We start from the raw sequence: 23,470 nt of genomic DNA, 5'->3' as shown, positions 1-23,470 counted from the left end.
ACCCCATATGCAGCAAGGCGAAAATCGCCCCGTTAACCATCCATTAACCTTGCGGGTGGCTTTGACGGTCAATGTGGTACAACCAACACAGAACTGGCCTGTCAAAGGCCCCACAAGGCTTGAGAGTTCATCGTGTCATCTCTTTTTGGTATCGAAGCGTCGCGAGCAGTCCTTTTCGTGATCGCATTCGCGATCATCCTGGCTCTGGTCGCCCTGTTCGGCCTGGTCCTGCGCAAGCTGACCGGCGCCCGACTCATGATGCCGGGTAGCGACCGCACCCGCAGCCGCCAGCCGCGGCTGGGCATCGTCGACGTTTACGATCTCGACCGCCAGCGTCAGCTTCTGCTGCTGCGCCGCGACAATGTCGAACACCTCCTTCTCATCGGCGGCCCCAACGACGTGGTCATCGAGACCAACATCGTGCGCGTGGCCGGCGCCCGGATTCCCGTGGCTGCCAACGAGGTTGCCCCGGAGCGCTTCGAGCCCCCGCTCGATCAGGCTCAGCGCCCGGCGCAGGTCGAGGCCAGCGGACGTCCGTCGATCGAGTCCCAGCTTGCGGCCCAGCTCGGCGCCTTCGTCCGTCGTCCGTCGGAAGATTCGGACGTCGATCAGGAGCTCTCGCCGGTGTCCTCCATCAGCGCCCCGGTTGCGGCTCATCCGGAGCCGGAGTTGAGGCCCGATACCGTGTCGCTCGGCGCCCCCGCCATGCAAAGCCTGCGCGCAGAGGCTCGGACCGCGCCCTTCCCGAACGCACCTGTGCCGCCTGCTCCCGTGGAGCGCCCCGAGCCGCGGCCTGCCTTCACACCGCCGCCCTCGTTCCAGTCGCGTCCGACTCCGACGATGCCGGCATCGCCCGCTCCTGTCGCTCCCGCCCCTGTTGCTCCGCAGCCGGAGCCCGTGCGCCCCTTCCCACCGGCAGCGCCGGTCGAGAAGCCGGAAGCTCCAGCCGTCAAGGCCGGACCCGACGCGGCCGTTCTCTCGAACATGGCCAAGCAGCTCGAGGAAGCCTTGAAGCGCCCCGCTCCCGTGGTGGCTCCGACCCCGGCTCCCGCTCCTGTCTTCGCCGCAAACGAAGAGATCGCAGACGATGATGATCTTCTCGAAACGGATCGCGTTCAGGAAGCGCCCGAGGATTACCGCGAGGAAGAACTCGATGACGACCTGATCGAGGAGCCCGCACCCGCTCCGCAGCCGGAGCCCATGCGCCCGGCCGTCGAGCCGGTCCGTCCCGCTCCGTCGCCGCTGCCCCCGCAGCAGCCGGCAGCCGCTCAGGCCTCTGACAAGGCCGCCGATCCCTTCTCCGTGGAAGAGATCGAGGCGGAGTTCGCCCGCCTTCTCGGCCGCCCGCTGGACGGCGGCAAGAAGGGCTAAACAGCTCCGCACATTCCAACGAAAAAGGGCTCCGTCACCGGAGCCCTTTTTGTTTTTGAGAATGAAGGGTGAGATCAGTCGTCCCGATAGACCCGCTCGTTGCGCTCGTGGCGCTCCTGGGCTTCCAGCGAGAGGGTCGCGATGGGGCGAGCCTCGAGGCGCTTGAGGGAGATCGGGTCGCCGGTCTCCTCGCAATAGCCATAGGAGCCATCATCGATCCGGGCGAGTGCCGCATCGATCTTGGCGATCAGCTTGCGCTGGCGGTCACGGGCACGAAGCTCGATGGCCCGATCCGTTTCAGAGGAGGCGCGATCCGCAAGGTCAGGATGATTCTCGTTCTCGCTCTGCAAGGTGGCGAGGGTTTCCTGAGCCTCCTTGAGGATATCGTTCTTCCAGCGAATGAGCTTCCGCCGGAAATACTCCCTCTGCCGTTCATTCATGAAGGGCTCGTCTTCTGTCGGTCGATAACCCTCATCAATCACGATGTCTGTCATTGTACGGCCGTTGTTCCCCAATGAACTGTGGCGCTCCTATATAGGGAAGCCATGGCCGCGACAACGCTCTTCAACGTCATCGATTTGTCTAAATATTTGCGTCCGACCCCTTGAAATGCCCGAAAACGAGGCAAAGGCCGGCATGTGCAGAATTTGCCGCACCCCTTAAGGATGAGACGGATACCGCCGGATCACCTCGACGATATCGGCCTCCATCGCCTGGGCAATCGGCCGCCGGTAGTGAACCCGATCGAAGAACAGGGCGGGATTCCGGATCTCGGGCCGATCGACCCGCCAATCCACCAGAACCGTCCGCGAATGGCCGGACACCGCCGAAGCCACGATCTCGTCCCGGCAGGCCTGGAGGCGGAAAGCCTGTTCCGTGCCTGCAGGCGGCAGGGAGTTCTTGTAGAGAGGCGGCGTCACCAGAACGAGGGTTGCGCCCTCGGGTAGAGCCGCAGCGACCTCCTTGATCCGGGCGGCTGCGGGGAAGACATGCCGCCCCTCCTGAGGGTCGCGCTCGAAGAGCCGCGCATTGGCATAGGGCGTCTGCTGCAATTCCCTGCGGGCCGCCGAGCCCGCTCCGGCACCCTGGGCGCTCTTCTCGGCTTCATAATCCCAATATCCATCGGCCCGGGCGCGCTCCGCATCGAGGCCGAGGAGATAGGCAAGGCGCGAGGGCACCTCCTCCAGTACGTCGAAGCGCAGCAGCCCCCCGGCATATTCGAGGGGATTGCTGCTGTAGAGCCAGAACGGGAACGGCTGCTCGTTCGTCAGTTCCGGATCGGACGTGCACCACGTCTCGTCGATGCTGACCACCAGGGCCTTCGGCGGCTCTTTCCGGTGCCGGAGGAACCAATCGATCAGGGTGAGGTGTTCCTTCGGTCCCGATCCCGGCACGGAGAGCTGGACGAAGGCGAGCCCGGTCGCTTTCGACAACCGTTCCGGCGAGATGAGCTGAATTCGGGAATTCCCGAAGATCGCAGCATCGAAGGCAGGATCACGCCCACGGCTGGCATTCGCGGTGCGGGGCCCCTGAGGCCTCACGCCCGGCTCCGAGGAGAGGATGGAACGGCCGCTGTCATAGGGATCGATGGCGTAGATCAAGGCCAAGATGGCCACCGTGACGGCCGCAGCCGTCGCCACAAGAGCGGTGGCAAAACCTCGCCAAGTTCCTGCTTTCGGAAGCACATTCTTAGAATTGGAAATAGATGAACTCATAATTGGCATCATCTCCAATCTTGAAAAGAATGATCACGAGGACGAGCGCGAAGGCGGCGGCAATCCAGCGATAGGGAGGCAGGCGGTGCACGAGAGCCCAGGTCGTCGGCCCTAAAGTGGCGATCAGGGCCGCAATGAGGATGGTTCTCCACTTGAAGGCGAAGCCGGGCGCGCCGAGGCCGATCAGCCCCTCATAAATCCTCATGGCTGCATCGAAGCTCGTGGCGCGGAACAGCACCCAGGTGAGCATGACGAAGACGAAGGTCAGGGCCCAGCCGAGCGGACGGGGCATGGAGAGCCCTGCCTTGCGCCAGAGAACGCCTGCCCCAAGGGCCAGGCCATGAGCCGCGCCCCAGGCCACGAAGGTCAGGCCCGCGCCATGCCAGAGCCCGCCGAGGGTCATGGTGGCGAAGAGGGCCACGAGCTGGAGGGCAAGGCCTCTCCGATTGCCGCCCATGGCGATGTAGAGATAGTCGCGCAGGAAGCGCGACAGGGTCATGTGCCAGCGCCGCCAGAAATCCTGAAGCGAGACCGAGCGGTAAGGCACATCGAAGTTCTGCGGCAGCAAAATTCCGAACATGAGCGCGAGACCGAGCGCCATGTCGGTATAGCCGGAGAAGTCGAAATAGATCTGGAACGTGAATCCGAGCGAAGCCTGCCAGGCCTCGCCCATGGTCACGGCATTGCCGGCAGCGGCAGCCTGGAAGATCGGGTTGACGTATGCCGCCAGGGGGTCGCCGAGAAAGACCTTCTTCGCAAGGCCGAGGGTCAGCTGCATCAGCCCGCGCGCGAAGCGCTCCGCAGCATCGGGACGAAGCGAGGGGCGCTCTTCGAACTGATGCATGATCTCGCTCCAGCGCACGAGCGGACCGGCGAGAACCTGCGGAAAGAAGGTGATGTAGAGGCCGTAGCGGACCAGATCGTAACGGGGCGCATTCCCCTTCTTCAGATCCGTCAGGTACATGATGTGATGGAACGTGAAGAAGGAAATGCCGAGCGGGAGCGCGATATCGTAATGGGGCGCCTGCAAGCCCGGCACGAGCGAGACGAGATCGGCAAAGAAATTGAAGTACTTGAAGACCGCCAGCACGAGCAGGTTGGCGGTGATGGCCAGCGGGATCAGCACATCGCGACCGGAACGCATGAAGGCCTGGGCGATGAGCCAGTTGATGGCGATGGAAGCCACCAGCAGAGGCGTGAAACGCCAGTCCCAGTAGCCGTAAAAGAACAAAGACAGCAGCAGGAGCACCGACAGACGCCACTCCGGCTTGAAGCGGTCAGTGAGCCAATGGAGGACCAGCGCGGCCGGGAGGAAGGCCAGCAGGAAGATGAAGGAATTGAAAAGCATTGCGACCGCAATTTGCCGGATAGGGCTCTATGCTATTTTGCCCGTGTTGCGGCGCTTATTGATGAATGAAAATAGAACGTCAATATTCGTAACAGTAATTCATGCCGCGCCGTCTCATGAAGATGTCATCATGTCGCCGCAGCTTCCGCGCGGCTGATCAGCTCGCCGGCTACATCCCCGATCTTCGGTGTTTCTTCGCGGATGAAGGGCAGCGGGCGGCAGACGGAGAGTGCGGCAAGACCGAATCGGGCCGTCATGAGCCCGTTCAGCACCCCCTCCCCGAGCTTCGCGGAGATCCGCGCCGCGAGGCCTAGGCCCAGAACCTGCTGCATGAGGCTGTCGCCCACCGCCACGCCGCCCGTGATGGCGAGATGATTCAGCGCCGCCTTGGCGAGCCTCAGGAAACCGAAAAGACCGGGGCGGCCGCCATAGATGCGCGCAAGAGTGCGCAGCAGCCGCACGGCGGCGAAGATCACGAAGGCCACGTCCACGATGGCGCGCGGGCTCACCGCCGTGACCAGCGAGACCTGCTTGGCGGCAGCGGCAATCGCACGCTTGGCCTGCGCATCGAGGGGCGCAAGCAGCTCGCGCTCGGCAATGGCGAGGCGGTCATCCGCGTCGATGATCTCGTCCGTCAGTTTTTTCAGCCGGGCGCTGCCCTGGGCGGCGGCGCTTCGGCCGCCATAGAGGGCGACGAGATCGGCAACGATGCCCTTGGCCGCCTTGTGATCCTTCACGGCGAGCGCATCGATGGCGGCTTCGCGCAGCCTTTCGATTTTCTGCTCCCGCCAGATCCCCAAAACCTCCCGTCCGATGATGGCGAGAAAGGCGAAGGCGGCAAGCACGGCAAGCGCCAGGGCCACCCAGCCGAGCCAGGGGGCAACTGCATAAAGGTCGACGATCAGGTTTTCGAGGGCGAGGCCCAGCCCTAAGAACAGAAGACCCGAGAGCGCAGAGAGCAGAATGCCCATCCAGGGCGCGCGCCGCCGCTCGCCCATGAGTACGACGACCCCATCCGCCGCCTCGATGGCGTCGAAAGGCTCTTCCGTGACCTGAACGGCACCGCCGGTCACGTTGGGATCGTCGAGGCGGAAGGCGCGAGGTTGGCGGCTCATGCGAAACGGTCCCCCAGCAGGAATTCAAGGGCGCGGTCGAGGCGGATATGGGGCATCTTCGCCATGCGGCCCGCCGCATCAACAGGCAGCTTCGGCGGCCTGAAGCGCGGGAAGCGGAACGAGCCGGGCTCGATGGCCCCATGGAAAATGGCCTCCGCCGATTCCGGCAGCTCGCCCGGAAAGATCGCGGCTTCCGTCTCGCCGTCGAAGATCTCATCCCCAACCCGCTCACCGGCTTCGGGAACGCCCGCCACCGCGCGCAGGGTCTCGCGGCCTTCGCGGATCGTGGTCTCCCGCGTGGCGCGGACAGAGGCGAGCGCCACGGTGCCGACCCGCGCCCCCGCCGCTTCCGTGCGGCGCGTGGCGCGGTTCACGAGATGGCGCAGGACCGCATCGAGCCGGTCATGGTCGGTGTGGTGGATGTGATCCGCCTTCGTCGCCGCGAACAGCACCCGGTCGGCGCGGGGCGAGAACAGGCGCGAGAACAGGGTGTTGCGCCCGATGCGGAACGCCATGAGCACCTGGTCGAGGGCCTCTTCCAGTTCGGCCAAGGCGGCGGGCCCCGCATCAATGGCGGCGAGCACGTCCACGAGCACGATCTGCCGGTCGATGCGCTGGAAATGATCGCGGAAGAAGGGTTTTACGACGTGGGTCTTATAAGCCTCGAAGCGGCGCTCCATGAGGGCCGCGAAGCTGCCCGGCGCGATGAGCTGGCCATTGGCCAAATCGAGCGGCGCGAAGGTGAGCGCAGGCGAGCCCGCGAGATCACCGGGCATGAGGAAGCGCCCTGGTGGCGTGGTAGCCACGGCCTCCGCACCGGCGCGCAGGGCGGTCAGGTAATCCTTGAAGGCTTCGCTGGCTTTCGCCGCCAGAACCTCATCGGAGGCGCCTGCGGGATCGAGCGCCTTCAAGGTTTCATGCCAGCGACCCGCGACAGCCGCACGGTCGCGCCTGCGGCTGGCTTCCACCGTCTGGCGGGACCAGTCGGCGTAAGAGGCATCGAGCAGCGCCAGATCGAGCAGCCATTCGCCGGGATAATCCACGATGTCGAGGGCAAGCGAGGCCGGGCCGGAGCGCCATCCGGCTTTGCGCTCATATTCAATATCCACCCGCAACTCGCTGATCCGGCTCGTGGATTGCGGCCAGCGGCGATCTTCTGTCAGCGCCGCCATGTGCTCCTCGTAAGGAAAGCGCGGCACCGCATCGTCGGGCTGGTGGGCAAGGTGCGCGCGTCGGATGCGCCCCTCGGCCGAGGCTCGGAAGGCGGGAAGGTTCGTACCCCTGGTCAGGTGATGGACGAGCGCGCTCGTGAACACGGTCTTGCCGGATCGGGCGAGACCGGTAACGCCAAGGCGCAGCGAGGGTTGGACGAGCTGGCCGGAGGCCTCCCAGAGCGATTGCGCGGCAGACCCGGCGCGGGAGGCAAGATCGGTAATGACGGACACGCGATGAACCTATTCTCTCAAGCCAAGCTGAAAGGTGGGGCTTGAAGTCCTATCGCGCAAGGCGGCTCAGTGTTCCTGCGGACGGTCCGGATTGAGGGCAGCCTCGATCTTGGCGCTCGCTCGCTCGATGGCGGCCTCCACCAGATCGGGGGTCGCCCGCAACGTCCCCAGCTCGAAGGAGGACATGGCGAGCATCACGGGGGCAAGGTTCGGCTGGGGCCTGCCATCCGCATCGAAAAGTTTCAGGTCGTCGTCGGGGCCGAGGCCCAGCTCCGCCACCATGCGGCTCACATAATTGCGCAGGCGCTGCTCGTCGGAGCCGCAGAGCGAAGCCACCTGCGGTTTGGCAGTGGTGGATGCCGTGGTCGCGGGCTCGCGCTTCGGTTTGGCCTTCTGGGCGACGAGAGGCTGGGGCTTTGCGGGTTTCGGCTTCTCGCCCATGCCAGCCGCGATGCTGGGCACCCGGTATTGCGGCGTCTTCGGGGTCAGGGAAATGGACAGGGACACGCGTCCTGGCTTGCCGCCGGGACCGCTTTTTGCCGTATAGCGCACCACGCCTCCCTTGCGGCGCGAGGCGAGATATTGCGCGCGCACCGTGCCGCCGATTCCGCGCACGGCGAGCGCCGCGATGCCGCCGATGCCGGTGGCGATCCCGCATTCGGGCGGCGCCCAGCGGCGCACGATGTCGAGGGCGGATTTGCGCTTGTAGTCGAGGTAGTAGCGCTTCAGCAGCAGGGCCGCCGCATCGGCCCCGTGATCGGCGGAAGCAAAGCCCACATGTCCCTCGCCATCGGTGGCGAGTTCCCCGTTCCAGCGGGCGCTCTTGATGCACCAGTAATTATTGAGCTTCACGCAGCGCGTCACGAAGGGCCGCTCGGCCTTGAAGAGGGCAGCCAGCGTCACGACCGTCTTCGGCTCCAGGGCATCGACGGCCTCGGAGCGCCAGTTCGTGACCTCGCGGCTCTGCGGCTCGTAGCGCGCCTGCAGCGTGGGCATCCCGACCGCGAGATCGGGAACGTCCGACACCAAGACGCGCGAGGCAAGGCTCAGCGCAAGAAGCGTCTCAAGCAGCATGATGAAGAAAAGTCCCCGCGACTGTCTGATAGTGTCGAGATGATTTCGGGAGAAACGATGGCAAGGCGGATATGTTCACACGTCATCGACCTTGACCGTGACGGACGCCCACGCCACGAATATCTCATGACCGCCAAACTTCTGATCCGCACACTCGAACCATCGGATGCCCAATCCTATCGCGACCTGAGGCTCGAAGCGCTTCGCGCGAACCCAGAGGCTTTCGGGTCAAGCTATGAGGAAGAGGCGCCGCAATCCCTCGAGACGGTTCGCGCCCGCATCCCCGCATCAGGCCCGAACGCGATCTTCGGGGCTTTCGCGGATGGCAGGCTCGTCGGCATGGCAGGCTTTGCGGTCTATGACCGGAAGAAAGCCTTGCACAAGGGTTTGATGTGGGGCGTCTATGTGCAGGCCGAATGGCGCGGAAATGGCCTCGGCAGAGAGCTCGTCCAGCGTGTCATCGAGCGTGCGTCACAGCATGTGATCATTCTCGAAGCGGCGGTGGGACTGTCGAACGACAGCGCGCGGCGCACCTATCACGCGCTCGGCTTCAAGCCCTACGGCATCGAGCGCAAGGCGCTTCGCATCGGCGATGTTTTCTACGACGAGGAATTGCTGTTCATCGAATTCGAGAACGCTTAATCGTCCTCGCCCGCGCCGAGCGATTTCGGCGTCACGAAGCGCTCCAGCCGCCCGGACTTGCGCTTCACCTCCGACCAACGTTCATGCGGAAAATCGATTACGGCGAGACCGGCGGTAGGATACTTGCGCCCGAGCCGCATGATGCCGTCCATGTCGCCCTCGCCGATGAGAAGGCTCGCGAGATCCTCGAAGCCGGGATTGTGGCCGATCATCAGCACCGTACGCGCTTCAGCCTCGACCTCCTGCAACACAGTGAGCAAACGCGAGACGGGAGCCTCGTAGATGCGCCCATCATTGCGGATCGGAACATCGCCGATGATCGGATGCACGATCTCCCAGGTTTCCTGCGTGCGGCGCGCGGGGGAAACGAGCGCGAGATCGGGCGCAAGAACCTCGCTCTTGATGTAGTTGCCCATCGTGACGGACGCCTCCTGCCCGCGCGGGGCAAGGGGACGATCCACGTCGAGAACCCCGGCGGGCCAGGCGGCCTTGGCGTGACGGAGAAGAAGAAGACGGAGCATCAGCGCCCTTCCCTCCTGGCGATGAAGGCGAGTTTTTCGAACAGGCTCACATCCTGCTCGTTCTTGAGCAGCGCGCCGTGCAGCGGCGGGATGAGCTTGCGGGTATCGCGCTCGCGCAATTGCTCGGACCCGATATCCTCGGAGAGAAGAAGCTTCAGCCAATCGAGCAGTTCGGACGTCGAGGGCTTCTTGCGCAGGCCGGGAACATCGCGCACGTCGAAGAAGATCTTGAGCGCTTCCTCCACCAGCCGATGCTTGATGCCCGGATAATGCACCTCGACGATGCGGCCCATCGTGTCCGCATCAGGGAACTTGATGTAGTGAAAGAAGCAGCGGCGCAGAAACGCGTCCGGCAATTCCTTCTCGTTGTTCGAGGTGATGATGACGATGGGGCGCTGCTTCGCCTTCACCGTCTCGCCCGTCTCGTAGACGAAGAATTCCATGCGATCGAGCTCGAGCAGGAGATCGTTCGGGAACTCGATATCGGCCTTGTCGATCTCGTCGATCAGCAACACGGGCCGCACATCGGACGCAAACGCCTCCCACAGCTTGCCGCGCTTGATATAGTTCTTGATGTCCGACACGCGCGTATCGCCGAGCTGGCTGTCGCGAAGGCGCGAGACCGCATCGTATTCATAAAGCCCCTGCTGGGCCTTGGTGGTGGACTTGATGTGCCAGGTCAGAAGCGGGGCGTTCAGGCTCTTGGCGATCTCCTCGGCCAGAACGGACTTGCCGGTGCCGGGCTCGCCCTTGACCAGAAGCGGGCGCTCCAGGGTGATCGCCGCATTCACGGCCACCGTCAGGTCCTCGGTCGCCACATAGCTCTCGGTTCCAGTAAAGCGCATCCGCTCATCCTCTGCTCGTTCAGCGAGAAGATGCGGAATGGAAGGGCCGGAGACAAGCCGCTCCTCAAAAAATGTTACTCCCTTTCAATTTCCCGCTGAATCGGCAAGCATAAGAGCAGATCGTTCGAGATGACCCGATGTCCAAGCCTCTGCCAGCCTTTCTCGCTGCCCTGATCCTGATTTTTGCCGCCGCAACTGCCCAGGCGCAGCAAATCGACCCTACGAATAAGGGCGACATGACATTCACGCGCCTGGATGTCTCATCGATATGCCCGGATTGCAGCGTGGTGCAGGCAAAAGGCGAATTCACTAAAAAGACGATGGACGAGTACCGCAACTTCGTCTGGAAGGAGCGCTTCAAGAAGAACATCTATTTCGTGTTCGACTCCAATGGCGGCACGATCAAGAGCGCCATCGAGCTGGGCCTGGTCATGCGCACGCTGAAGGTCAACACGATCGTAGGCCGCGCATCTATCCGCAACGGCGAGATCGAGATCGACCCGGCAAACTGCGCTTCAGCCTGCGTTCTTGCCTACGCGGGCGGCGTGACGCGAAGCATGCCCCAGGGCTCGAAGCTCGGCATTCATCGGTGGGCCCCCTTAGACAGCGAGTCCGGCGATGGCAAGAAGAAAAACAGCAAGCCCCAGCTCATGGATGAGGAAGGGGTCGCAATCGTTCAAAAACAGGTCGCCCTTCATCTCAAATACTTTCAAATGATGGGCATCGATTTGCGGATCGCGATCCCGCTGCTGGAAACACCTTACAGCAGCATCACCTGGATCACGCCGAAAGATCGGAGCTTATGGAATCTGGTAACGATCGATTCCAAGCTCAGCACGCCAGCCGACAGGCGCAGGCCCATCCTTTTCCTGCCGGTTACCCAACCCATCCCGGGCAAACCAACCCCGGGACAGGACAAACTACCCTCGAATGCCAACACGGCCCATCGGCTCGCAACAGAGGCCTTGCCTTCCGCTCTCTGATCGGCTCGAAGGAGCCCTATAACAAACTAGGGAGGACAAGAGCCAATGGCTTCTAATCGTTATCACAAAGACCGAATCGGCAATCACAAGCTGAAGCCCGAGACCCTTATGCTGGGCTACGGCTACGATCCGACCCTGTCGGAAGGCGCCGTGAAGCCGCCGGTCTTCCTGACCTCGACCTTCGTGTTCAACAGCGCCGAGCACGGCAAGGAATTCTTCGATTACGTGGCAGGCCGCAAGGAGCCGCCGAAGGGCGAAGCCGCGGGCCTCGTCTATTCCCGCTTCAACCACCCCAATTCCGAGATCGTCGAGGATCGCCTCGCCATCTTCGAGGAAGCCGAGGCCGGTCTCCTCTTCTCCTCGGGCATGTCGGCCATTGCCACCACGATCCTGGCCTTCGCTCGCCCGGGCGACGTGATTCTCCACTCGCAGCCCCTCTATGGCGGCACGGAGACGCTCATCGCCAAGACACTCGCCAATTTCGGCATCCATGCCGTGGGCTTCGGCGACGGCGTCGACGGAGCGGGCATCCGCCAGGCTGCCAAGGAGGCTCAAGCCAAGGGGCGTGTCGCGGTCGTCATGATCGAGTCGCCCTCGAACCCGCTCAACACCCTGGTAGACGTGGCGCTCATCCGCACCATCTCGGAGGAGATCGCGCAAGCTCAGGGCGGCCAGCGCCCGGTCATCGTCTGCGACAACACCCTGCTCGGCCCGCTCTTCCAGAAGCCGCTGAAGCACGGCGCTGACGTCTCGGTCTATTCGCTGACGAAATATGTGGGCGGCCATTCGGACCTGATCGCCGGCGCGGCCTTGGGCTCCAAGGAGCTGATGAAGTCTGTGCGCCTGCTGCGCTCGGCCATCGGCACCCAGCTCGACCCGCATTCCTGCTGGATGCTCGGCCGCTCATTGGAAACCCTGGCGCTGCGTATGTCGGCGGCGAACCGCAATGCGGAGATCGTGGCCAAGTTCCTGAACGAGCACCCGAGCGTCGTGAAGGTTCACCACCTCGACTATCTGGTTGAGGGCTCGCGCGCTGCCGAAGTCTACAAGGCGCAGAGCGATGCTCCCGGCTCCACCTTCTCCTTCGACGTGAAGGGCGGCGAGCCGGAAGCCTTCAAGGTCCTGAACGCCCTCCAGGTCTTCAAGCTGGCGGTAAGCCTGGGCGGCACGGAATCCCTCATCTCGCATCCGGCCTCCACCACCCATTCCGGCGTGCCGAAGGAAACCCGCGACCGCCTCGGCGTCACCGACGCCACCATCCGCGTCTCCATCGGCATCGAGCACCCGGATGATCTGGTGGCCGATCTGTCGCAGGCCCTGGCGACGCTGGGCTGATCCAAACGGCGTCATCCCGGACGGCGTCAGCCGATCCGGGATCGTGCGCAGGACAAGGCGCTATTCTCGTCGAACGATCCCGGGTTCTGCTCCGCAGCCCCGGGATGACGCTCCTGAGCCACACCTTTCACAAGCCATGCCTCGGCTTCATAGCTTGAGCGGAATTTACCCTTGCACTCCTGTTCGCCGTAGAAACACAATGCGTGCGAACGGAAAGAACAGATGACGACCTCGATTGACCTGCACGCGTATCAGGAACCCATTCTTTTTCTGGCAACGGCAGGCGTCGTCGTCCCCCTCTTCCATAAGCTGAAAGTCAGCCCGGTTCTCGGATTTCTGGGCGTCGGCGCATTGCTTGGCCCTTACGGCCTTGGCCGCCTGATGCCCGATTATCCCTGGATCGACTGGCTCACCTTCTCGAATCCCGAGGGCACATCGCGGCTCGCCGAGTTCGGCGTGGTGTTCCTGCTCTTCACCATCGGCATCGAGCTGTCATGGCAGCGCCTGCGCGTGCTGCGCCGCCAGGTTTTCGGGTTCGGCACGCTGCAGGTCGTGCTCTGCACCCTAGCCCTGGGTCTCTTCGCCTACAAGGCCGTGAGCTCCCTCGCCGCCGCAGCGGTCATCGGCATCGCGCTCGCGCTTTCCTCCACGGCCATCGTGCTGCCCGTGCTAGCCGAGCAGAAACGCCTCAGCTCGGCGGCGGGGCGCGCGAGCTTCTCCGCCCTGCTCTTCCAGGATCTCGCGGTCGCGCCGATCCTGTTCACGATCGCCGCCCTCGATACGCGCCAGCCTGAAGTGAGCATGCTCTCCTTCGGAATTGCCCTGGGTCAGGCGGCCATTGCACTCGCGATCATTGTCGGGCTCGGGCGCATCGTGCTCCGACCCTTCTTCAAGATGGTCTCCGCCACGAAGAGCCCCGAGATCTTCATGGCGGCCTGCCTGCTCGTGGTGATCGTCACCAGCCTGATCGCCGCCGTGAGCGGATTGTCCATGGCGCTCGGCGCTTTCATCGCGGGCATTCTTCTTTCCGAGACGGAATATCGCCGCGCCGTCGATACGACGATCCAGCCCTTCAAGGGCCTGCTGCTCGGCGTGTTCTTCGTGTCGGTGGGCATGAACCTCGATCTCGCGCGCTTTCTCGAAGCGCCGGTGACGATCCTGGCTGTTGCGACTTTCCTCATCGCCATCAAGAGCGTCATCATCTTCTGGCTCGCGCGCCCCTTCGGCCTCAGCGCGCCGGAAGCCGCAGAAACGGGCATGCTGCTGGGGCCGGGCGGCGAGTTCGCCCTCGTCATCATCGGTACCGCCATGACGGCGGGTCTGGTGCCCTACGAGATCGGCAAGAACCTGCTGCTCGTCACCACGCTCACCATGGTGGCCATTCCCTTTCTCGCTCGTTTCGGCCGCCGCCTGAGCCGCCAGCTCGAAAGGCAGGCCCCCTTGAACGCGGAACCCGTGGAGCCTCCGCCGCCTGAAGAAGCCGGGCGCATCATCATCGCCGGGTATGGCCGCGTGGGTCAGCTCGTGTCGGACATGCTCCAGCGTCACAACGTGCCCTATCTCGCCGTCGACATGGACCCGGATCGCGTGGCCGAGCAGCGCAAGAGCGGCAAGCCGGTCTATTTCGGCGACGGCTCGCATCCCGCTTTCCTGCACGCCTGCGGCATCGAGCAGGCCCGCGCGCTCGTCATCACCCTCGACACGCCGAGCGCCATCGAAGCAGTGGTGGCGGCAGCCCGGCAGGAACGGCCCGACATCACCATCGTGTCCCGCGCCCGCGACGCGAAACATGCAACGCGGCTCTATGAGCTGGGAGTCGATGATGCGGTGCCTGAAACCATCGAGGCCTCGCTGCAATTGAGCGAGGCGGTTCTCGCCGATATCGGCGTGCCCATGGGCCTCGTGATCGCCTCGATCCACGAGCGGCGCGACGAGTTCCGCACGATCCTGCGCAAGAACAACAAGAAGCCCGAGAGAACCGAATTCCGCGCAAGGCGCACGGTGGGGAAATGACGCCATGTTCCTCACCTTCTTCACGGAGCTGCGCGCGGCCAAGGTCCCCGTCTCTCTCAGGGAATATCTCTCCCTGATCGAAGCCCTCGACGAGGATCTCGCCGACAAGAGCGTGGAGGAATTCTACTATCTCTCGCGCACCTGCCTGGTGAAGGACGAACGCCATTTCGACAAGTTCGATCAGGTCTTCGCGCATGTGTTCAAAGGCCTCGAAAATCTAAGTCACGCGCTCGGCCAGGAAGAGATCCCCGAGGAATGGCTGAAGAAGCTCGCGGAGCGCTATCTCACTGAAGAAGAGAAGCGGCAGATCGAGGCCATGGGCTGGGACAAGCTTTGGGAGAATTTGAAGAAGCGCCTCGAAGAACAGAAGGGGCGACACCAGGGCGGCAACAAGTGGATCGGCACCGCAGGCATCTCGCCTTACGGCGCTTATGGCTACAATCCCGAAGGTATCCGCATCGGCCAGGACAAGAACCGCAATTTCCGCGCCGTGAAGGTGTGGGACAAGCGCGAGTTCAAGGATTTCGACGACAATGTCGAACTCGGTGTGCGCAACATGCGCATCGCGCTGCGCAGATTGCGCCGCTTCGCGCGGAGCGGTGCGCCGGAAGAACTCGATCTCGACGAGACGATTCACGAGACCGCGCACAAAGGCTATCTCGATGTGCGCCTGCGGCCCGAGCGTCGCAACGCGGTGAAGGTGCTGCTTTTCCTCGATGTGGGCGGCTCGATGGATTGGCATATCCAGGCAGCGGAAGAGTTGTTCTCGGCGGCGCGCCTCGAGTTCAAGCACTTCGAGCATTTCTATTTCCACAACTGCGTCTACGAGCATCTGTGGAAGGAAAACCGCCGACGCTTCGACGAGAAGATCGATACTCTCGACGTGATCCGCACATATCCATCGGATTATCGCGTGGTCTTCGTGGGCGATGCCTCCATGAGCCCTTACGAGATCACCCATCCCGGCGGCTCGGTTGAGCATTGGAACGAGGAAGCGGGCGGCGTCTGGATCAAACGCATCCTCGATCATTTTCCGAAAGCCGTATGGCTCAATCCCGTTCCTGAAAACCACTGGAAATACACCCAGTCCGTGACCCTCATGCGCCAGCTCTTTTCAGAGCGCATGCATCCGCTGACGCTGGAAGGCATAGACCACGCCATGCGCGAGCTGGTACGTTGACCCCATGACAAAGACCTATACCCATAGCCCCCGCCCGGTGGGCGGGCCGATCAGCTTTGCGCTCGATGGCGACCGGCTCACCGTGGATTCCGGCCGCAAGGTGCACGAGGTGCGCCTCGGTGCGGTCGAGACTGTCCGCATGACCTACGAGCCGGGCCGCGTCGGCCAGAAATCGTTTCGCACGAAAGTGACGCTGAAGGACGGCAAGAACTTTACCTTCAGCTCGCTCAGCTGGCGAAGCATGATCGAGGCGGAGCAGCTGACGGCGGAATATCGATCCTTCGCGCAATCCCTGTGCGATGCCATCGCAGCAGCGAACCCGGAAGCCCGCTTCATTGCCGGAAAGCCGTATTGGCTGTGGTTCTCGACGACGGTCGTTGCGATCCTGTCGCTGCTGCTGATGGCTTATCTGATCTGGCAAGCGCTCAACATGGGGTCCACCGGCGTGGCCCTGATCGGTGCGCTGCTCGCGATTGTCGGCGTCTGGCAGATCGAGCCGATGGTGCGCCTCAACAAGCCGCGCTTCTTCAGGTCGAACGCGCTCCCTGAAGAGCTGATGCCGAAAGCAGGCTGACCTTATGGCAAGCGATGCGCTTCAGGATTTGGAAGAGCCTGACATCACCACGCTCGGCAGCCGGATTGTCTACGAGAACAAGTGGATGAAGGTCCGCGAGGATCGGATCCGCCGCAAGGACGGCTCGCTCGGCATCTATGGCGTCGTGGACAAATCCGACTTCGTCATCATTGTCCCGATCCAGGACGGCATCGTCCATCTGGTGCAGCAATACCGCTATCCCATCGGCCAGAGGCAGTGGGAGTTTCCGCAAGGCTCATGGGAAGAACAGCCCGACGCCGATCCGCGCGATCTGGCGCGTGGCGAGTTGGAAGAGGAAACGGGCCTGCTCGCCGGCGACATCCAGGAAGTGGGACAGCTCTACCCGCTCTACGGCACCGTGACGCAGAGCTACCGCATCTTCCTGGCGACGGACCTCAAGCCGGGCCGCCGCCGTTTGGAGCACGAGGAACAGGACCTCGTGACCAAGGCTTTTCCGCTGTCCGAAGTGGAGACGATGATCCTGAACGGCACGATCCGTGACGCGGGAACCGTCGCCTCCTTCGGGATGCTCAGGCTGAAGAAGCTTATCTGATCGAGAGCGTTACGCCCTCACCACCAGCACCGAGCATTTCGCGTGGCGCACGATGGTGGAGGCGTTCGAGCCCAGGAGATAGCTCGCCATGCTCGGACGGTGCGAGCCGATGACGATGAGATCCGCGCCGGTCTTCTCGGCCTCGTCCAGCACGTCGTTATAGACGGAGCCCAAGCGCACCACGGCGGAGACGCGCTCTGCGGGCAGCTTCACTTGCGCCGCGAGCTTGGCGAGCTTCTTCTCAGCCTCGTCCTGCTGCTCCTGGTCGAAGGCCGGGGGCATGAATTCCATGTAGGTCACGGGCACGATGGCGCGCACATAGATGAGGCGGACACTGCCCTCGGAGGCGCTGGCGAGCTCCACCGCCTTGTCGAGGGCGGGCTGGGCCGCACCGATTTCACCGAGATCGACGGGAACGAGGATCGTCTTGAACATGGGTCTTTCTCCGGTTCAGCCCTGGCGGATGGGGGTGCGGACGACGAGGCCATCGAGTTCCGGGCGAACCCGGATCTGGCACGACAAGCGGGAATTGGGGCGCACATCGAAGGCGAAGTCCAGCATGTCCTCCTCCATGGGCTGGGGCTGGCCGGTCGCGGCCTCCCATTCCTCATCGACATAGACATGGCAGGTCGCGCAGGAGCAGGCGCCGCCGCATTCGGCCTCGATCCCCGGAATGCCGTTGCGGATGGCGGTTTCCATGACGGTCGCCCCCTCCTCGGCATCCACGGTACGGGCAGTCCCCTCGGCATCGATGAACGTAATCTTGATCATTGCGGACCTTTCTGTGACGGCGCATATTTAAGATAAGGCGCGCCGGATGACGAGAGACGAGCGCGAGGCTTGCCGTCTTTTCGCCGCATTTTCCCCGGTAGTGCAGGTTACTGAGCCGTTAACGACGTTCGCAAGTGGCAGGGGACATCGGGTTTCCTTGAACATGACCGGCCGCTAAAGTTGCTTGGTAAATAGCAGATTACCGTACGGAAGGACTGTCAGCAGTTTTTCCGTACAGGTCGGGGCGGCGTTTTATCCCTTGATGGTCAAGGGAACAGATTGCTTCGACCACCATTCAGTTGCGTCACGAGGGCGGATCATGGCGACCGAGAAGAAGAAGATTAAAGACCCGGCGGAGGCAGCCCTTTCGGCTGTCGAGCAGGCGCTCAACCTTGATGAGACGTTCGAGATCCCCTCTCCGGATCAGACGGAGAGCCGGCTTTCTTCCGACGAGCCCCGGCTTCCGGACATCGACGACCATGATTTCACGAAGGGCCCCTTCGCCCTGAACCCCGAGCTTCCCGATCGCCGCGACGATCGTTTGGACGAGCGTGACCTCGATCGCGACATCAAGCTGGACGATGCGCCCCGCTCCGGCTTCGTCGCGCCCGATCGCAATACCGTCGCCAACGACGACCGCCAGAATATCGGCGTGATGCTGCAGGCTCTCCAGGTTCGCCCCTCGCGCCGCTCCTATGTGTTCGCCACCCTCGCCTCCCTGCTCTGGCTCGGCGGCATCGGCTATTTCCTGTATTCGCAGGGCATCGTTGAGCCCCAGCAGCTGCTGGCCACCTTCTCGACCTCGCAGCTTGCCCTCGGCGCTCTTGCAACTGTCGCACCGCTCTTCCTGTTCTTCATCGCCGCGATGCTGACCGTCCGCTCGGCCGAGATGAAGATGGTGGCCCGCGCCGTCGGCGAAGTGGCCGTGCGTCTGGCTCAGCCCGAGAACTTCTCGACCGACGCCGTTCTCTCCGTCTCCCAGGCCGTTCGCCGCGAAGTGGCTGCCGTGGGCGATGGTGTGGAACGCGCGCTGGCCCGTGCCGGCGAGCTGGAAACCCTCGTGCGCAGCGAGATCTCCACACTCGAGCGCGCCTATTCCGACAACGAAATCCGCATCCGCTCCCTCATCGACGAGCTCATCGCCCAGCGTGAGGCGATCGTTTCCAATTCGGAGCGCGTGCGCGGCGCCATCACCGGTGCTCACCAGAACCTGATCGCGGACCTCGACGTCGCCAGCGAGCGCGTCGTCACCGCCGTCGGCAGCGCAGGCGACAAGGTCACCGGCTCCCTCGAGAACCAGGGCGACCAGATCACCCAGGCGCTCGGCCGCGCCGGCGAGCGTGTCGTCGAAGAGATGGCAAGCCGTGGCGTCGAACTCGTGGAGCGTCTCTCGGGCGCCAGCGAGGACATCAAGTCCGGCATCGCCGATGTGGGCACCACGATCACCACCGCGCTCGAAAGCAAGGCGCAGGACATCACGGGCGCCTTCGAGCGCACCGGCGACGTTCTCACCCGCCACCTGCAGGAAGGCGCAAGCCAGGTCACCCGCACGCTGGCCGAAACCGGCCGCGGCGTCATCGACGCCCTCGCCCAGCAGGGCAGCGACGTGCGCGAAGCCTTCGAGCAGACCGCCAAGAGCCTGGAAGAAAGCTTCGCCCTGCGCGGCAGCGAAATCACCGAGAAGCTCGCGGCCACCGGCGGCGTCATTGCCGACGACATTTCCGCCCGCACCGCCGAGATGCGCGACCAGATCGCTTCGGCCGGCCTCTCCGTGAGCGAAGAGCTCATGAACCGTGGCACGGCCCTGCGCGAGCAGCTCGCCACCACCGGCTCGGATGTGGTCAACGACATCATCACTCGCGGCAACGAGTTCCGCGAGCACCTCGCCATGACGGCTTCCGAAGTGGGCAGCCAGATCACCGTTCGCGGCAACGAAGTGCGCGAGCATCTCGAAGGCGCCGTGCGCATGGCCGATGAATCCATCGGCAGCCGCGTCGAGGATCTCGCCATCCGCCTCGAAACCGCCAGCCAGCGCGTCAGCGAGACCGTCACGGTTCAGGGCCAGGCTCTCGAAAGCAACCTGTCGCAGGTCGGCGAGCGCCTGTCCTACCTCATGGGCTCCAAGATCGAGGACTTCTCCGAGACGCTCACCCGTCACGCGGACGAAACCCAGACCCGCCTCGCCGGCACCGGCAAGGATATCGTTCTCGCCATCGCCACCCAGGGCGCGCGCGTCAACGAAGTTCTCAACCGCACGGCAGAGACGCTCACCACCACCGTCGACACCCGCACCCGCGAGATGGAAGAGACTCTCGGCTCGCGCCTCGAAGCCTTCGAGGGCGTCATGGGCCGTGGCGGCGAACTCGCCGACCGCATCTCCACCGAGGTGGGCAGCCTGACGGAAACGATCAGCGGCCGCTTCGAGGAGATGGACCGTCTCATCACCGTGCAGGGCCGCACCATGTCGGAAGCCTTCGCCGAGCGTGCTCGCGAAGCCACCTCCGCCATCGAGACCCAGCTCACCGCGCTCGAGGAGCACGCCACGCGTCGCACCACCGAGATCACCGCGAACTTCGACACCATCGTCGAGCGCGTGGACGGCGTTCTCAGCGCCCGCTCCACGGCCCTCAACGAGGCGCTCGTCGTGCGCACCGGTGAGATGGCCCGCGTGATGGCCGAAGGCGGCCGCGACGTGGCCAGCGCCCTTCAGGCCCGCGTGGACGAGATCAGCCAGGCGATCACCGCCAAGACCAGCACCATCGCAGACACCCTCTCCTCCAAGGCGGAGCAGATCAGCGAAGCGCTGGATTCCCGCGCCACCAGCATCAACGAAATCCTCGGCACCCGCGCCGGCGAGATCACCGAGACGCTGGAGAACCGCATCAACACGATCAACCAGATCCTCGGCGACCGCGCCGACGAGATCGCCGAGACGCTCGGCGCCCGCGCCTTCGAGATCAACCAGACTCTCGGCGGCCATGTGGACGCGATCGCCTCGACCCTCGGCAACCGCACGGAAGAGCTGGCCTCCACGCTCGATCAGCGCGTGACCCAGTTCGAGGATCGCGTGGTCAACCGCCTCGGCGGTGTCGTGGAAGCCATCGACGAGCGCGGCTCGGCCGTCGTTTCCTCGCTCAACAGCCGCATCGGCGAGATCCGCTCGATCTTCGACACGCAGGGCAACTCGCTCATCGAGACGCTCGGCAACCGTAGCGAAGTGATCGGCCGCGAAGTCGAGACCATCACCGAGAGCACCCTGCGTGCCCTCGAGGAGCGCAGCCAGACCATGCTGTCCTCGCTTCAGGACCGCACGATGGAGCTCACCTCCTCCTACATGCAGTCGACGGAAGCCATGCGCGTCGCCATCGACGCCGGCACGGAGCGCACGGTCGAGACCCTGCTCGGCACCAACGAGCGTCTGCGTGGCGAATTCGCCGACGTGCTCGGCCGCCTGCAGGATGCCAGCCGCACCCTGCAGCAGGTGGCGGCCTCCGCCGGCAACAACCTGGGCGCCGTCGAGGACGGCCTGGGCGGCCGCGTGCAGCAGATCGAGACGCTTCTGTCGGAGATCGCCGCACAGGCCAACCGCGCTTCCGATCAGGTGGCCGATCAGGTCGATGCCCTACGCAGCGTCTCTTCGGGCGCGATCCAGCAGGCCATGGACCTCGCTCACACCCTGGAAGACCGCGCTCGCGGCCTGACCGAGACCACCTACGAGCAGATCAACACCCTCACCCAGGCGGCCTCCGCCCTGGAGCGTGTCGAGAGCCGCATGACCGAGGCCCTGGCCAGCCGCCAGAGCGCCCTGGACGAACTCCTCGGCCGCATCGAGGAGCGCTCGCAGGATCTCGAATCCGTCACCCGCTCCTTCACCACCCTCGTGGAAGGCTCGCTCCAGAGCGCCGAGAACAAGGCGCGTCAGATCGGCTCCGTCCTTGCCGGCGCCGCCGAGACGACCACGCATGCGGTCGGCGAGCAGTTCGAGCGCATCCGCGCCACTACCAGCGTGGAAAGCGAGCGCACCGCCGCTGCCCTCCGCTCGACCTACGAGCAGGCTGCCGCTGAAATGGCGGAAGCGCTCAGCAGCGCCACCGCGAAGTTCCGTGACACCATGGGCGAACTGCGCGGCATGACCGGCCAAATCCAGCGCGAGCTGGAAACGACCCGCGCCGAACTCCGCCGCGGTGTCGTCGAGCTGCCGCAGGAAACGCAGGAGACCACGGCCAACATGCGCCGTGTGGTCGCCGACCAGATCAAGGCTCTCAACGAGCTTTCCGCTCTGGTCTCGCGCTCCAACCGCGTGGTCGATGCGGCCCCCGCCGCTCAGCCCCGCCGCGCTGCGGTGAACGAGACCCCGGTCGCCGCGACCATGGCCGCCGTTGCCGCCGCCGTCGAGCAGCGCATCGCGTCCCCTGCCCCGGCTCCGGCCCCTGTGGTTGCCCGTCAGCCCGAGCCGCGTCCGGCTCCCGCTCCGGCTCCTGCGCCTGTCCGTCAGGCTCCGGCTCCGGTGGAGCGCGCCGCTCCGCGCCGCGAAGAGACCGCTCCCGCCCGTGACGCCGGTGGCGCTCGTGGCGGCTGGCTCTCGGACCTCCTGACCCGCGCCTCGCGTGATGACGAAGAAGAAGCGGTTCGTGCTCCCGCCCGTGGTGGCCGCACCAACAGCCTCGACTCGCTCGACTCGATCTCGGTCGATATCGCCCGCATGATCGATCACGATGCGGCCGTGGACCTGTGGGAGCGTTACCGCCGCGGTGAGAGCAACGTCTTCAGCCGTCGCCTCTACACAGCGCAGGGCCAGCAGACCTTCGAGGAAATCCGTCGCAAGTATCGTCGCGACGAGGAGTTCCGTCAGACAGTCGACCGCTACGTGGACGAGTTCGAGCGCCTGCTCTCGGAAGTCTCCCGTGACGACCGCGACTCCACGCTGACGAAGACCTACCTCACCTCGGAAACCGGCAAGGTCTACACCATGCTGGCCCATGCGAGCGGTCGCTTCGAGTAAGATCGGCTTCGATTAAACGACACACGAAAACGCGGCCTTCAAGGCCGCGTTTTTTGTTGAGCCGGTTGATGTCAGGGCTCACCGCAAGCGTCGAAAGGAAGCGCCTTGGATCAATCCAGTATGAAAGTTCATCCGGATTTTCTGGCTGCTGCAGATCGCGTCTATGCATCGCTCGGACTCGAATGCTCCGCGATGCAAGTGGAGCCTGAAAGCGCCGAATATGGCGCGTGCCGCTTCGACCTCGGCGAACGCTCGGTTGTGTTTCGGGCCTCAAAGATTACACCCACGAAGATCGGGCAGTTTGTCACTTGCTGGAAGCGCATCGGCAACGGCCCGATCCAGCCGTTCGATACATCCGATGCGTTCGACTTTCTCGTCGTCAGCTGCCGAAGCGGAGAGCATTTCGGACAGTTTGTTTTTCCGAAGTCGGCGCTGCGTGAAAAGGATATCGTCTCGGATCAGGGCAAAGGCGGGAAACGAGGCATCCGCGTTTATCCGCCGTGGGATGAACCCGAGAGCCGTCAGGCACAGCGGACGCAGGATTGGCAGAGCGCGTATTTCTTGAAGATAGATGATGCGAGCTTGGATGAGGTCAGGGCGCGAAAGCTTTATGGGCTGGCGTCGTGACGAATACTGAACAGCTTCAGGGCTGCGTTCTTTGTTTGGTATGAGTTCTCTCCCTTGCAGAGAGGGATTAAGGGTGGGAGTCGCAAAGTCACAGCGTACGCGTCATTCAGAACACGCGAGGGCCGCCACGGTGCATTACCTCTCCCTAAGGGAGAGGTCGGACCATCAGGTCCGGGTGAGGGGTGACAGGTCTTTCCGGAAAGGTCTCACCCCCCTCACCCGCCGCGCTGAAGCGCGTCGACCTCTCCCGCCCGGGAGAGGTAATCAGAGCCTCACTTGTTTGAACCCACGCCCGATCGCCCCCTCCCTGCAACACAGAGGGACCGTCGTGTCTT

At 63.8% G+C, this 23,470-nt stretch carries 20 protein-coding genes; 10 read left to right on the top strand and 10 right to left on the bottom strand.

All coding sequences use genetic code 11. From position 1 onward, the window contains the following. Positions 1–132 precede the first annotated feature (132 nt). The gene (locus MJ639_RS13440; RefSeq protein ID WP_243373664.1) at positions 133–1,371 is read left to right on the top strand and encodes a hypothetical protein; all 1,239 of its coding nucleotides are present in this window, start codon (positions 133–135) and stop codon (positions 1,369–1,371) included. A gap of 74 nt (positions 1,372–1,445) precedes the next feature. Here the strand turns inward: MJ639_RS13440 and dksA are convergent, their stop codons facing one another. The 6 genes from dksA to MJ639_RS13410 all read right to left on the bottom strand — a co-directional run bounded on the left by dksA (position 1,446) and on the right by MJ639_RS13410 (position 8,068). After that, positions 1,446–1,865 carry an RNA polymerase-binding protein DksA gene (dksA, locus tag MJ639_RS13435; RefSeq protein WP_116529411.1) on the bottom strand — a complete coding sequence of 140 codons (420 nt, stop codon included), beginning with the start codon at positions 1,863–1,865 and terminating at the stop codon, positions 1,446–1,448. Between the two features lie 165 nt (positions 1,866–2,030). After that, complete coding sequence (locus MJ639_RS13430) at positions 2,031–3,086, bottom strand: hypothetical protein (protein WP_243373662.1); 1,056 nt, start codon at positions 3,084–3,086, stop codon at positions 2,031–2,033. Further along, a complete protein-coding gene (locus tag MJ639_RS13425) occupies positions 3,061–4,434 on the bottom strand; it encodes an MBOAT family O-acyltransferase (RefSeq protein ID WP_243373633.1) in 1,374 nt (457 codons plus the stop codon). The genes MJ639_RS13430 and MJ639_RS13425 overlap by 26 nt, the downstream gene beginning before the upstream one ends. A 128-nt stretch (positions 4,435–4,562) precedes the next feature. Continuing rightward, entirely contained in the window at positions 4,563–5,549 is a 987-nt protein-coding gene (locus MJ639_RS13420; protein WP_243373631.1) for a YcjF family protein, read from the bottom strand. Next, a complete protein-coding gene (locus MJ639_RS13415; protein WP_243373629.1) occupies positions 5,546–6,994 on the bottom strand; it encodes a YcjX family GTP-binding protein in 1,449 nt (482 codons plus the stop codon). Before MJ639_RS13415 ends, MJ639_RS13420 begins: the two co-directional genes overlap by 4 nt. A 66-nt stretch (positions 6,995–7,060) precedes the next feature. Next, the gene (locus MJ639_RS13410) at positions 7,061–8,068 is read right to left on the bottom strand and encodes a hypothetical protein (RefSeq protein ID WP_243373627.1); all 1,008 of its coding nucleotides are present in this window, start codon (positions 8,066–8,068) and stop codon (positions 7,061–7,063) included. A 126-nt stretch (positions 8,069–8,194) separates the two neighbouring features. Here MJ639_RS13410 and MJ639_RS13405 point away from each other — a divergent pair, with 126 nt between their 5' ends. Then, positions 8,195–8,710: a GNAT family N-acetyltransferase gene (locus MJ639_RS13405; RefSeq protein ID WP_243373625.1), complete on the top strand. Its 516-nt coding sequence runs from the start codon at positions 8,195–8,197 to the stop codon at positions 8,708–8,710. Here the strand turns inward: MJ639_RS13405 and MJ639_RS13400 are convergent. Then, a complete protein-coding gene (locus MJ639_RS13400) occupies positions 8,707–9,231 on the bottom strand; it encodes a SixA phosphatase family protein (protein WP_243373623.1) in 525 nt (174 codons plus the stop codon). The two genes, MJ639_RS13405 and MJ639_RS13400, sit on opposite strands and share 4 nt — an antisense overlap. Then, the gene (locus tag MJ639_RS13395) at positions 9,231–10,076 is read right to left on the bottom strand and encodes an AAA family ATPase (protein ID WP_243373621.1); all 846 of its coding nucleotides are present in this window, start codon (positions 10,074–10,076) and stop codon (positions 9,231–9,233) included. Before MJ639_RS13395 ends, MJ639_RS13400 begins: the two co-directional genes overlap by 1 nt. Positions 10,077–10,213: 137 nt before the next feature. Between MJ639_RS13395 and MJ639_RS13390 the strand changes: the two genes are divergently transcribed. The 6 genes from MJ639_RS13390 (at position 10,214) to MJ639_RS13365 (ending at position 16,735) form a co-directional block, all read left to right on the top strand. Then, the gene (locus MJ639_RS13390; RefSeq protein WP_243373619.1) at positions 10,214–11,059 is read left to right on the top strand and encodes a COG3904 family protein; all 846 of its coding nucleotides are present in this window, start codon (positions 10,214–10,216) and stop codon (positions 11,057–11,059) included. A gap of 45 nt (positions 11,060–11,104) precedes the next feature. Beyond that, complete coding sequence (locus MJ639_RS13385) at positions 11,105–12,394, top strand: cystathionine gamma-synthase family protein (protein WP_243373609.1); 1,290 nt, start codon at positions 11,105–11,107, stop codon at positions 12,392–12,394. A gap of 222 nt (positions 12,395–12,616) precedes the next feature. Then, on the top strand, positions 12,617–14,407 hold the full coding sequence (locus tag MJ639_RS13380; protein WP_243373607.1) for a cation:proton antiporter domain-containing protein: 1,791 nt from the start codon (positions 12,617–12,619) through the stop codon (positions 14,405–14,407). Positions 14,408–14,411: 4 nt separating this feature from the next. Further along, positions 14,412–15,587 (top strand): vWA domain-containing protein, encoded by a 1,176-nt coding sequence (locus tag MJ639_RS13375; protein WP_243373604.1) that lies wholly within the window; start codon positions 14,412–14,414, stop codon positions 15,585–15,587. A 4-nt stretch (positions 15,588–15,591) separates the two neighbouring features. Further along, positions 15,592–16,161: a PNPOx family protein gene (locus MJ639_RS13370; protein ID WP_243373602.1), complete on the top strand. Its 570-nt coding sequence runs from the start codon at positions 15,592–15,594 to the stop codon at positions 16,159–16,161. A gap of 4 nt (positions 16,162–16,165) precedes the next feature. Then, complete coding sequence (locus MJ639_RS13365; RefSeq protein WP_243373600.1) at positions 16,166–16,735, top strand: NUDIX domain-containing protein; 570 nt, start codon at positions 16,166–16,168, stop codon at positions 16,733–16,735. A gap of 9 nt (positions 16,736–16,744) precedes the next feature. Here MJ639_RS13365 and MJ639_RS13360 read toward each other — a convergent pair whose 3' ends face one another. Together MJ639_RS13360 and MJ639_RS13355 are read right to left on the bottom strand one after the other, a co-directional pair. After that, on the bottom strand, positions 16,745–17,170 hold the full coding sequence (locus tag MJ639_RS13360; protein WP_243373597.1) for a universal stress protein: 426 nt from the start codon (positions 17,168–17,170) through the stop codon (positions 16,745–16,747). A gap of 15 nt (positions 17,171–17,185) precedes the next feature. Further along, positions 17,186–17,506 carry a 2Fe-2S iron-sulfur cluster-binding protein gene (locus tag MJ639_RS13355; protein WP_243373585.1) on the bottom strand — a complete coding sequence of 107 codons (321 nt, stop codon included), beginning with the start codon at positions 17,504–17,506 and terminating at the stop codon, positions 17,186–17,188. Between the two features lie 319 nt (positions 17,507–17,825). Between MJ639_RS13355 and MJ639_RS13350 the strand changes: the two genes are divergently transcribed. Both MJ639_RS13350 and MJ639_RS13345 read left to right on the top strand, forming a co-directional pair. Further along, positions 17,826–22,508, top strand: coding sequence for an apolipoprotein A1/A4/E family protein (locus MJ639_RS13350; protein ID WP_243373583.1), 4,683 nt, complete (start codon positions 17,826–17,828; stop codon positions 22,506–22,508). Between the two features lie 120 nt (positions 22,509–22,628). Continuing rightward, the gene (locus MJ639_RS13345; RefSeq protein WP_243373581.1) at positions 22,629–23,135 is read left to right on the top strand and encodes a MepB family protein; all 507 of its coding nucleotides are present in this window, start codon (positions 22,629–22,631) and stop codon (positions 23,133–23,135) included. Positions 23,136–23,470: the final 335 nt, after the last annotated feature.

This window comes from Microvirga solisilvae (genome assembly GCF_022808595.1).
GTDB lineage: Bacteria > Pseudomonadota > Alphaproteobacteria > Rhizobiales > Beijerinckiaceae > Microvirga > Microvirga solisilvae.
This window is presented reverse-complemented; position numbering and strand designations above follow the sequence as displayed.

Excerpts from the sequence above, each read along its gene's own strand:
- MJ639_RS13370 (WP_243373602.1), top strand. The coding sequence starts at position 15,592 with ATGACAAAGACCTATACCCATAGCCCCCGCCCGGTGGGCGGGCCGATC.
- MJ639_RS13390 (WP_243373619.1), top strand. The coding sequence starts at position 10,214 with ATGTCCAAGCCTCTGCCAGCCTTTCTCGCTGCCCTGATCCTGATTTTT.
- MJ639_RS13355 (WP_243373585.1), bottom strand. The coding sequence starts at position 17,506 with ATGATCAAGATTACGTTCATCGATGCCGAGGGGACTGCCCGTACCGTG.
- MJ639_RS13380 (WP_243373607.1), top strand. The coding sequence starts at position 12,617 with ATGACGACCTCGATTGACCTGCACGCGTATCAGGAACCCATTCTTTTT.
- MJ639_RS13405 (WP_243373625.1), top strand. The coding sequence starts at position 8,195 with ATGACCGCCAAACTTCTGATCCGCACACTCGAACCATCGGATGCCCAA.
- dksA (WP_116529411.1), bottom strand. The coding sequence starts at position 1,865 with ATGACAGACATCGTGATTGATGAGGGTTATCGACCGACAGAAGACGAG.
- MJ639_RS13425 (WP_243373633.1), bottom strand. The coding sequence starts at position 4,434 with ATGCTTTTCAATTCCTTCATCTTCCTGCTGGCCTTCCTCCCGGCCGCG.
- MJ639_RS13375 (WP_243373604.1), top strand. The coding sequence starts at position 14,412 with ATGTTCCTCACCTTCTTCACGGAGCTGCGCGCGGCCAAGGTCCCCGTC.
- MJ639_RS13400 (WP_243373623.1), bottom strand. The coding sequence starts at position 9,231 with ATGCTCCGTCTTCTTCTTCTCCGTCACGCCAAGGCCGCCTGGCCCGCC.
- MJ639_RS13395 (WP_243373621.1), bottom strand. The coding sequence starts at position 10,076 with ATGCGCTTTACTGGAACCGAGAGCTATGTGGCGACCGAGGACCTGACG.
- MJ639_RS13410 (WP_243373627.1), bottom strand. The coding sequence starts at position 8,068 with ATGCTGCTTGAGACGCTTCTTGCGCTGAGCCTTGCCTCGCGCGTCTTG.
- MJ639_RS13430 (WP_243373662.1), bottom strand. The coding sequence starts at position 3,086 with ATGAGTTCATCTATTTCCAATTCTAAGAATGTGCTTCCGAAAGCAGGA.
- MJ639_RS13345 (WP_243373581.1), top strand. The coding sequence starts at position 22,629 with ATGAAAGTTCATCCGGATTTTCTGGCTGCTGCAGATCGCGTCTATGCA.
- MJ639_RS13365 (WP_243373600.1), top strand. The coding sequence starts at position 16,166 with ATGGCAAGCGATGCGCTTCAGGATTTGGAAGAGCCTGACATCACCACG.
- MJ639_RS13360 (WP_243373597.1), bottom strand. The coding sequence starts at position 17,170 with ATGTTCAAGACGATCCTCGTTCCCGTCGATCTCGGTGAAATCGGTGCG.
- MJ639_RS13420 (WP_243373631.1), bottom strand. The coding sequence starts at position 5,549 with ATGAGCCGCCAACCTCGCGCCTTCCGCCTCGACGATCCCAACGTGACC.
- MJ639_RS13385 (WP_243373609.1), top strand. The coding sequence starts at position 11,105 with ATGGCTTCTAATCGTTATCACAAAGACCGAATCGGCAATCACAAGCTG.
- MJ639_RS13350 (WP_243373583.1), top strand. The coding sequence starts at position 17,826 with ATGGCGACCGAGAAGAAGAAGATTAAAGACCCGGCGGAGGCAGCCCTT.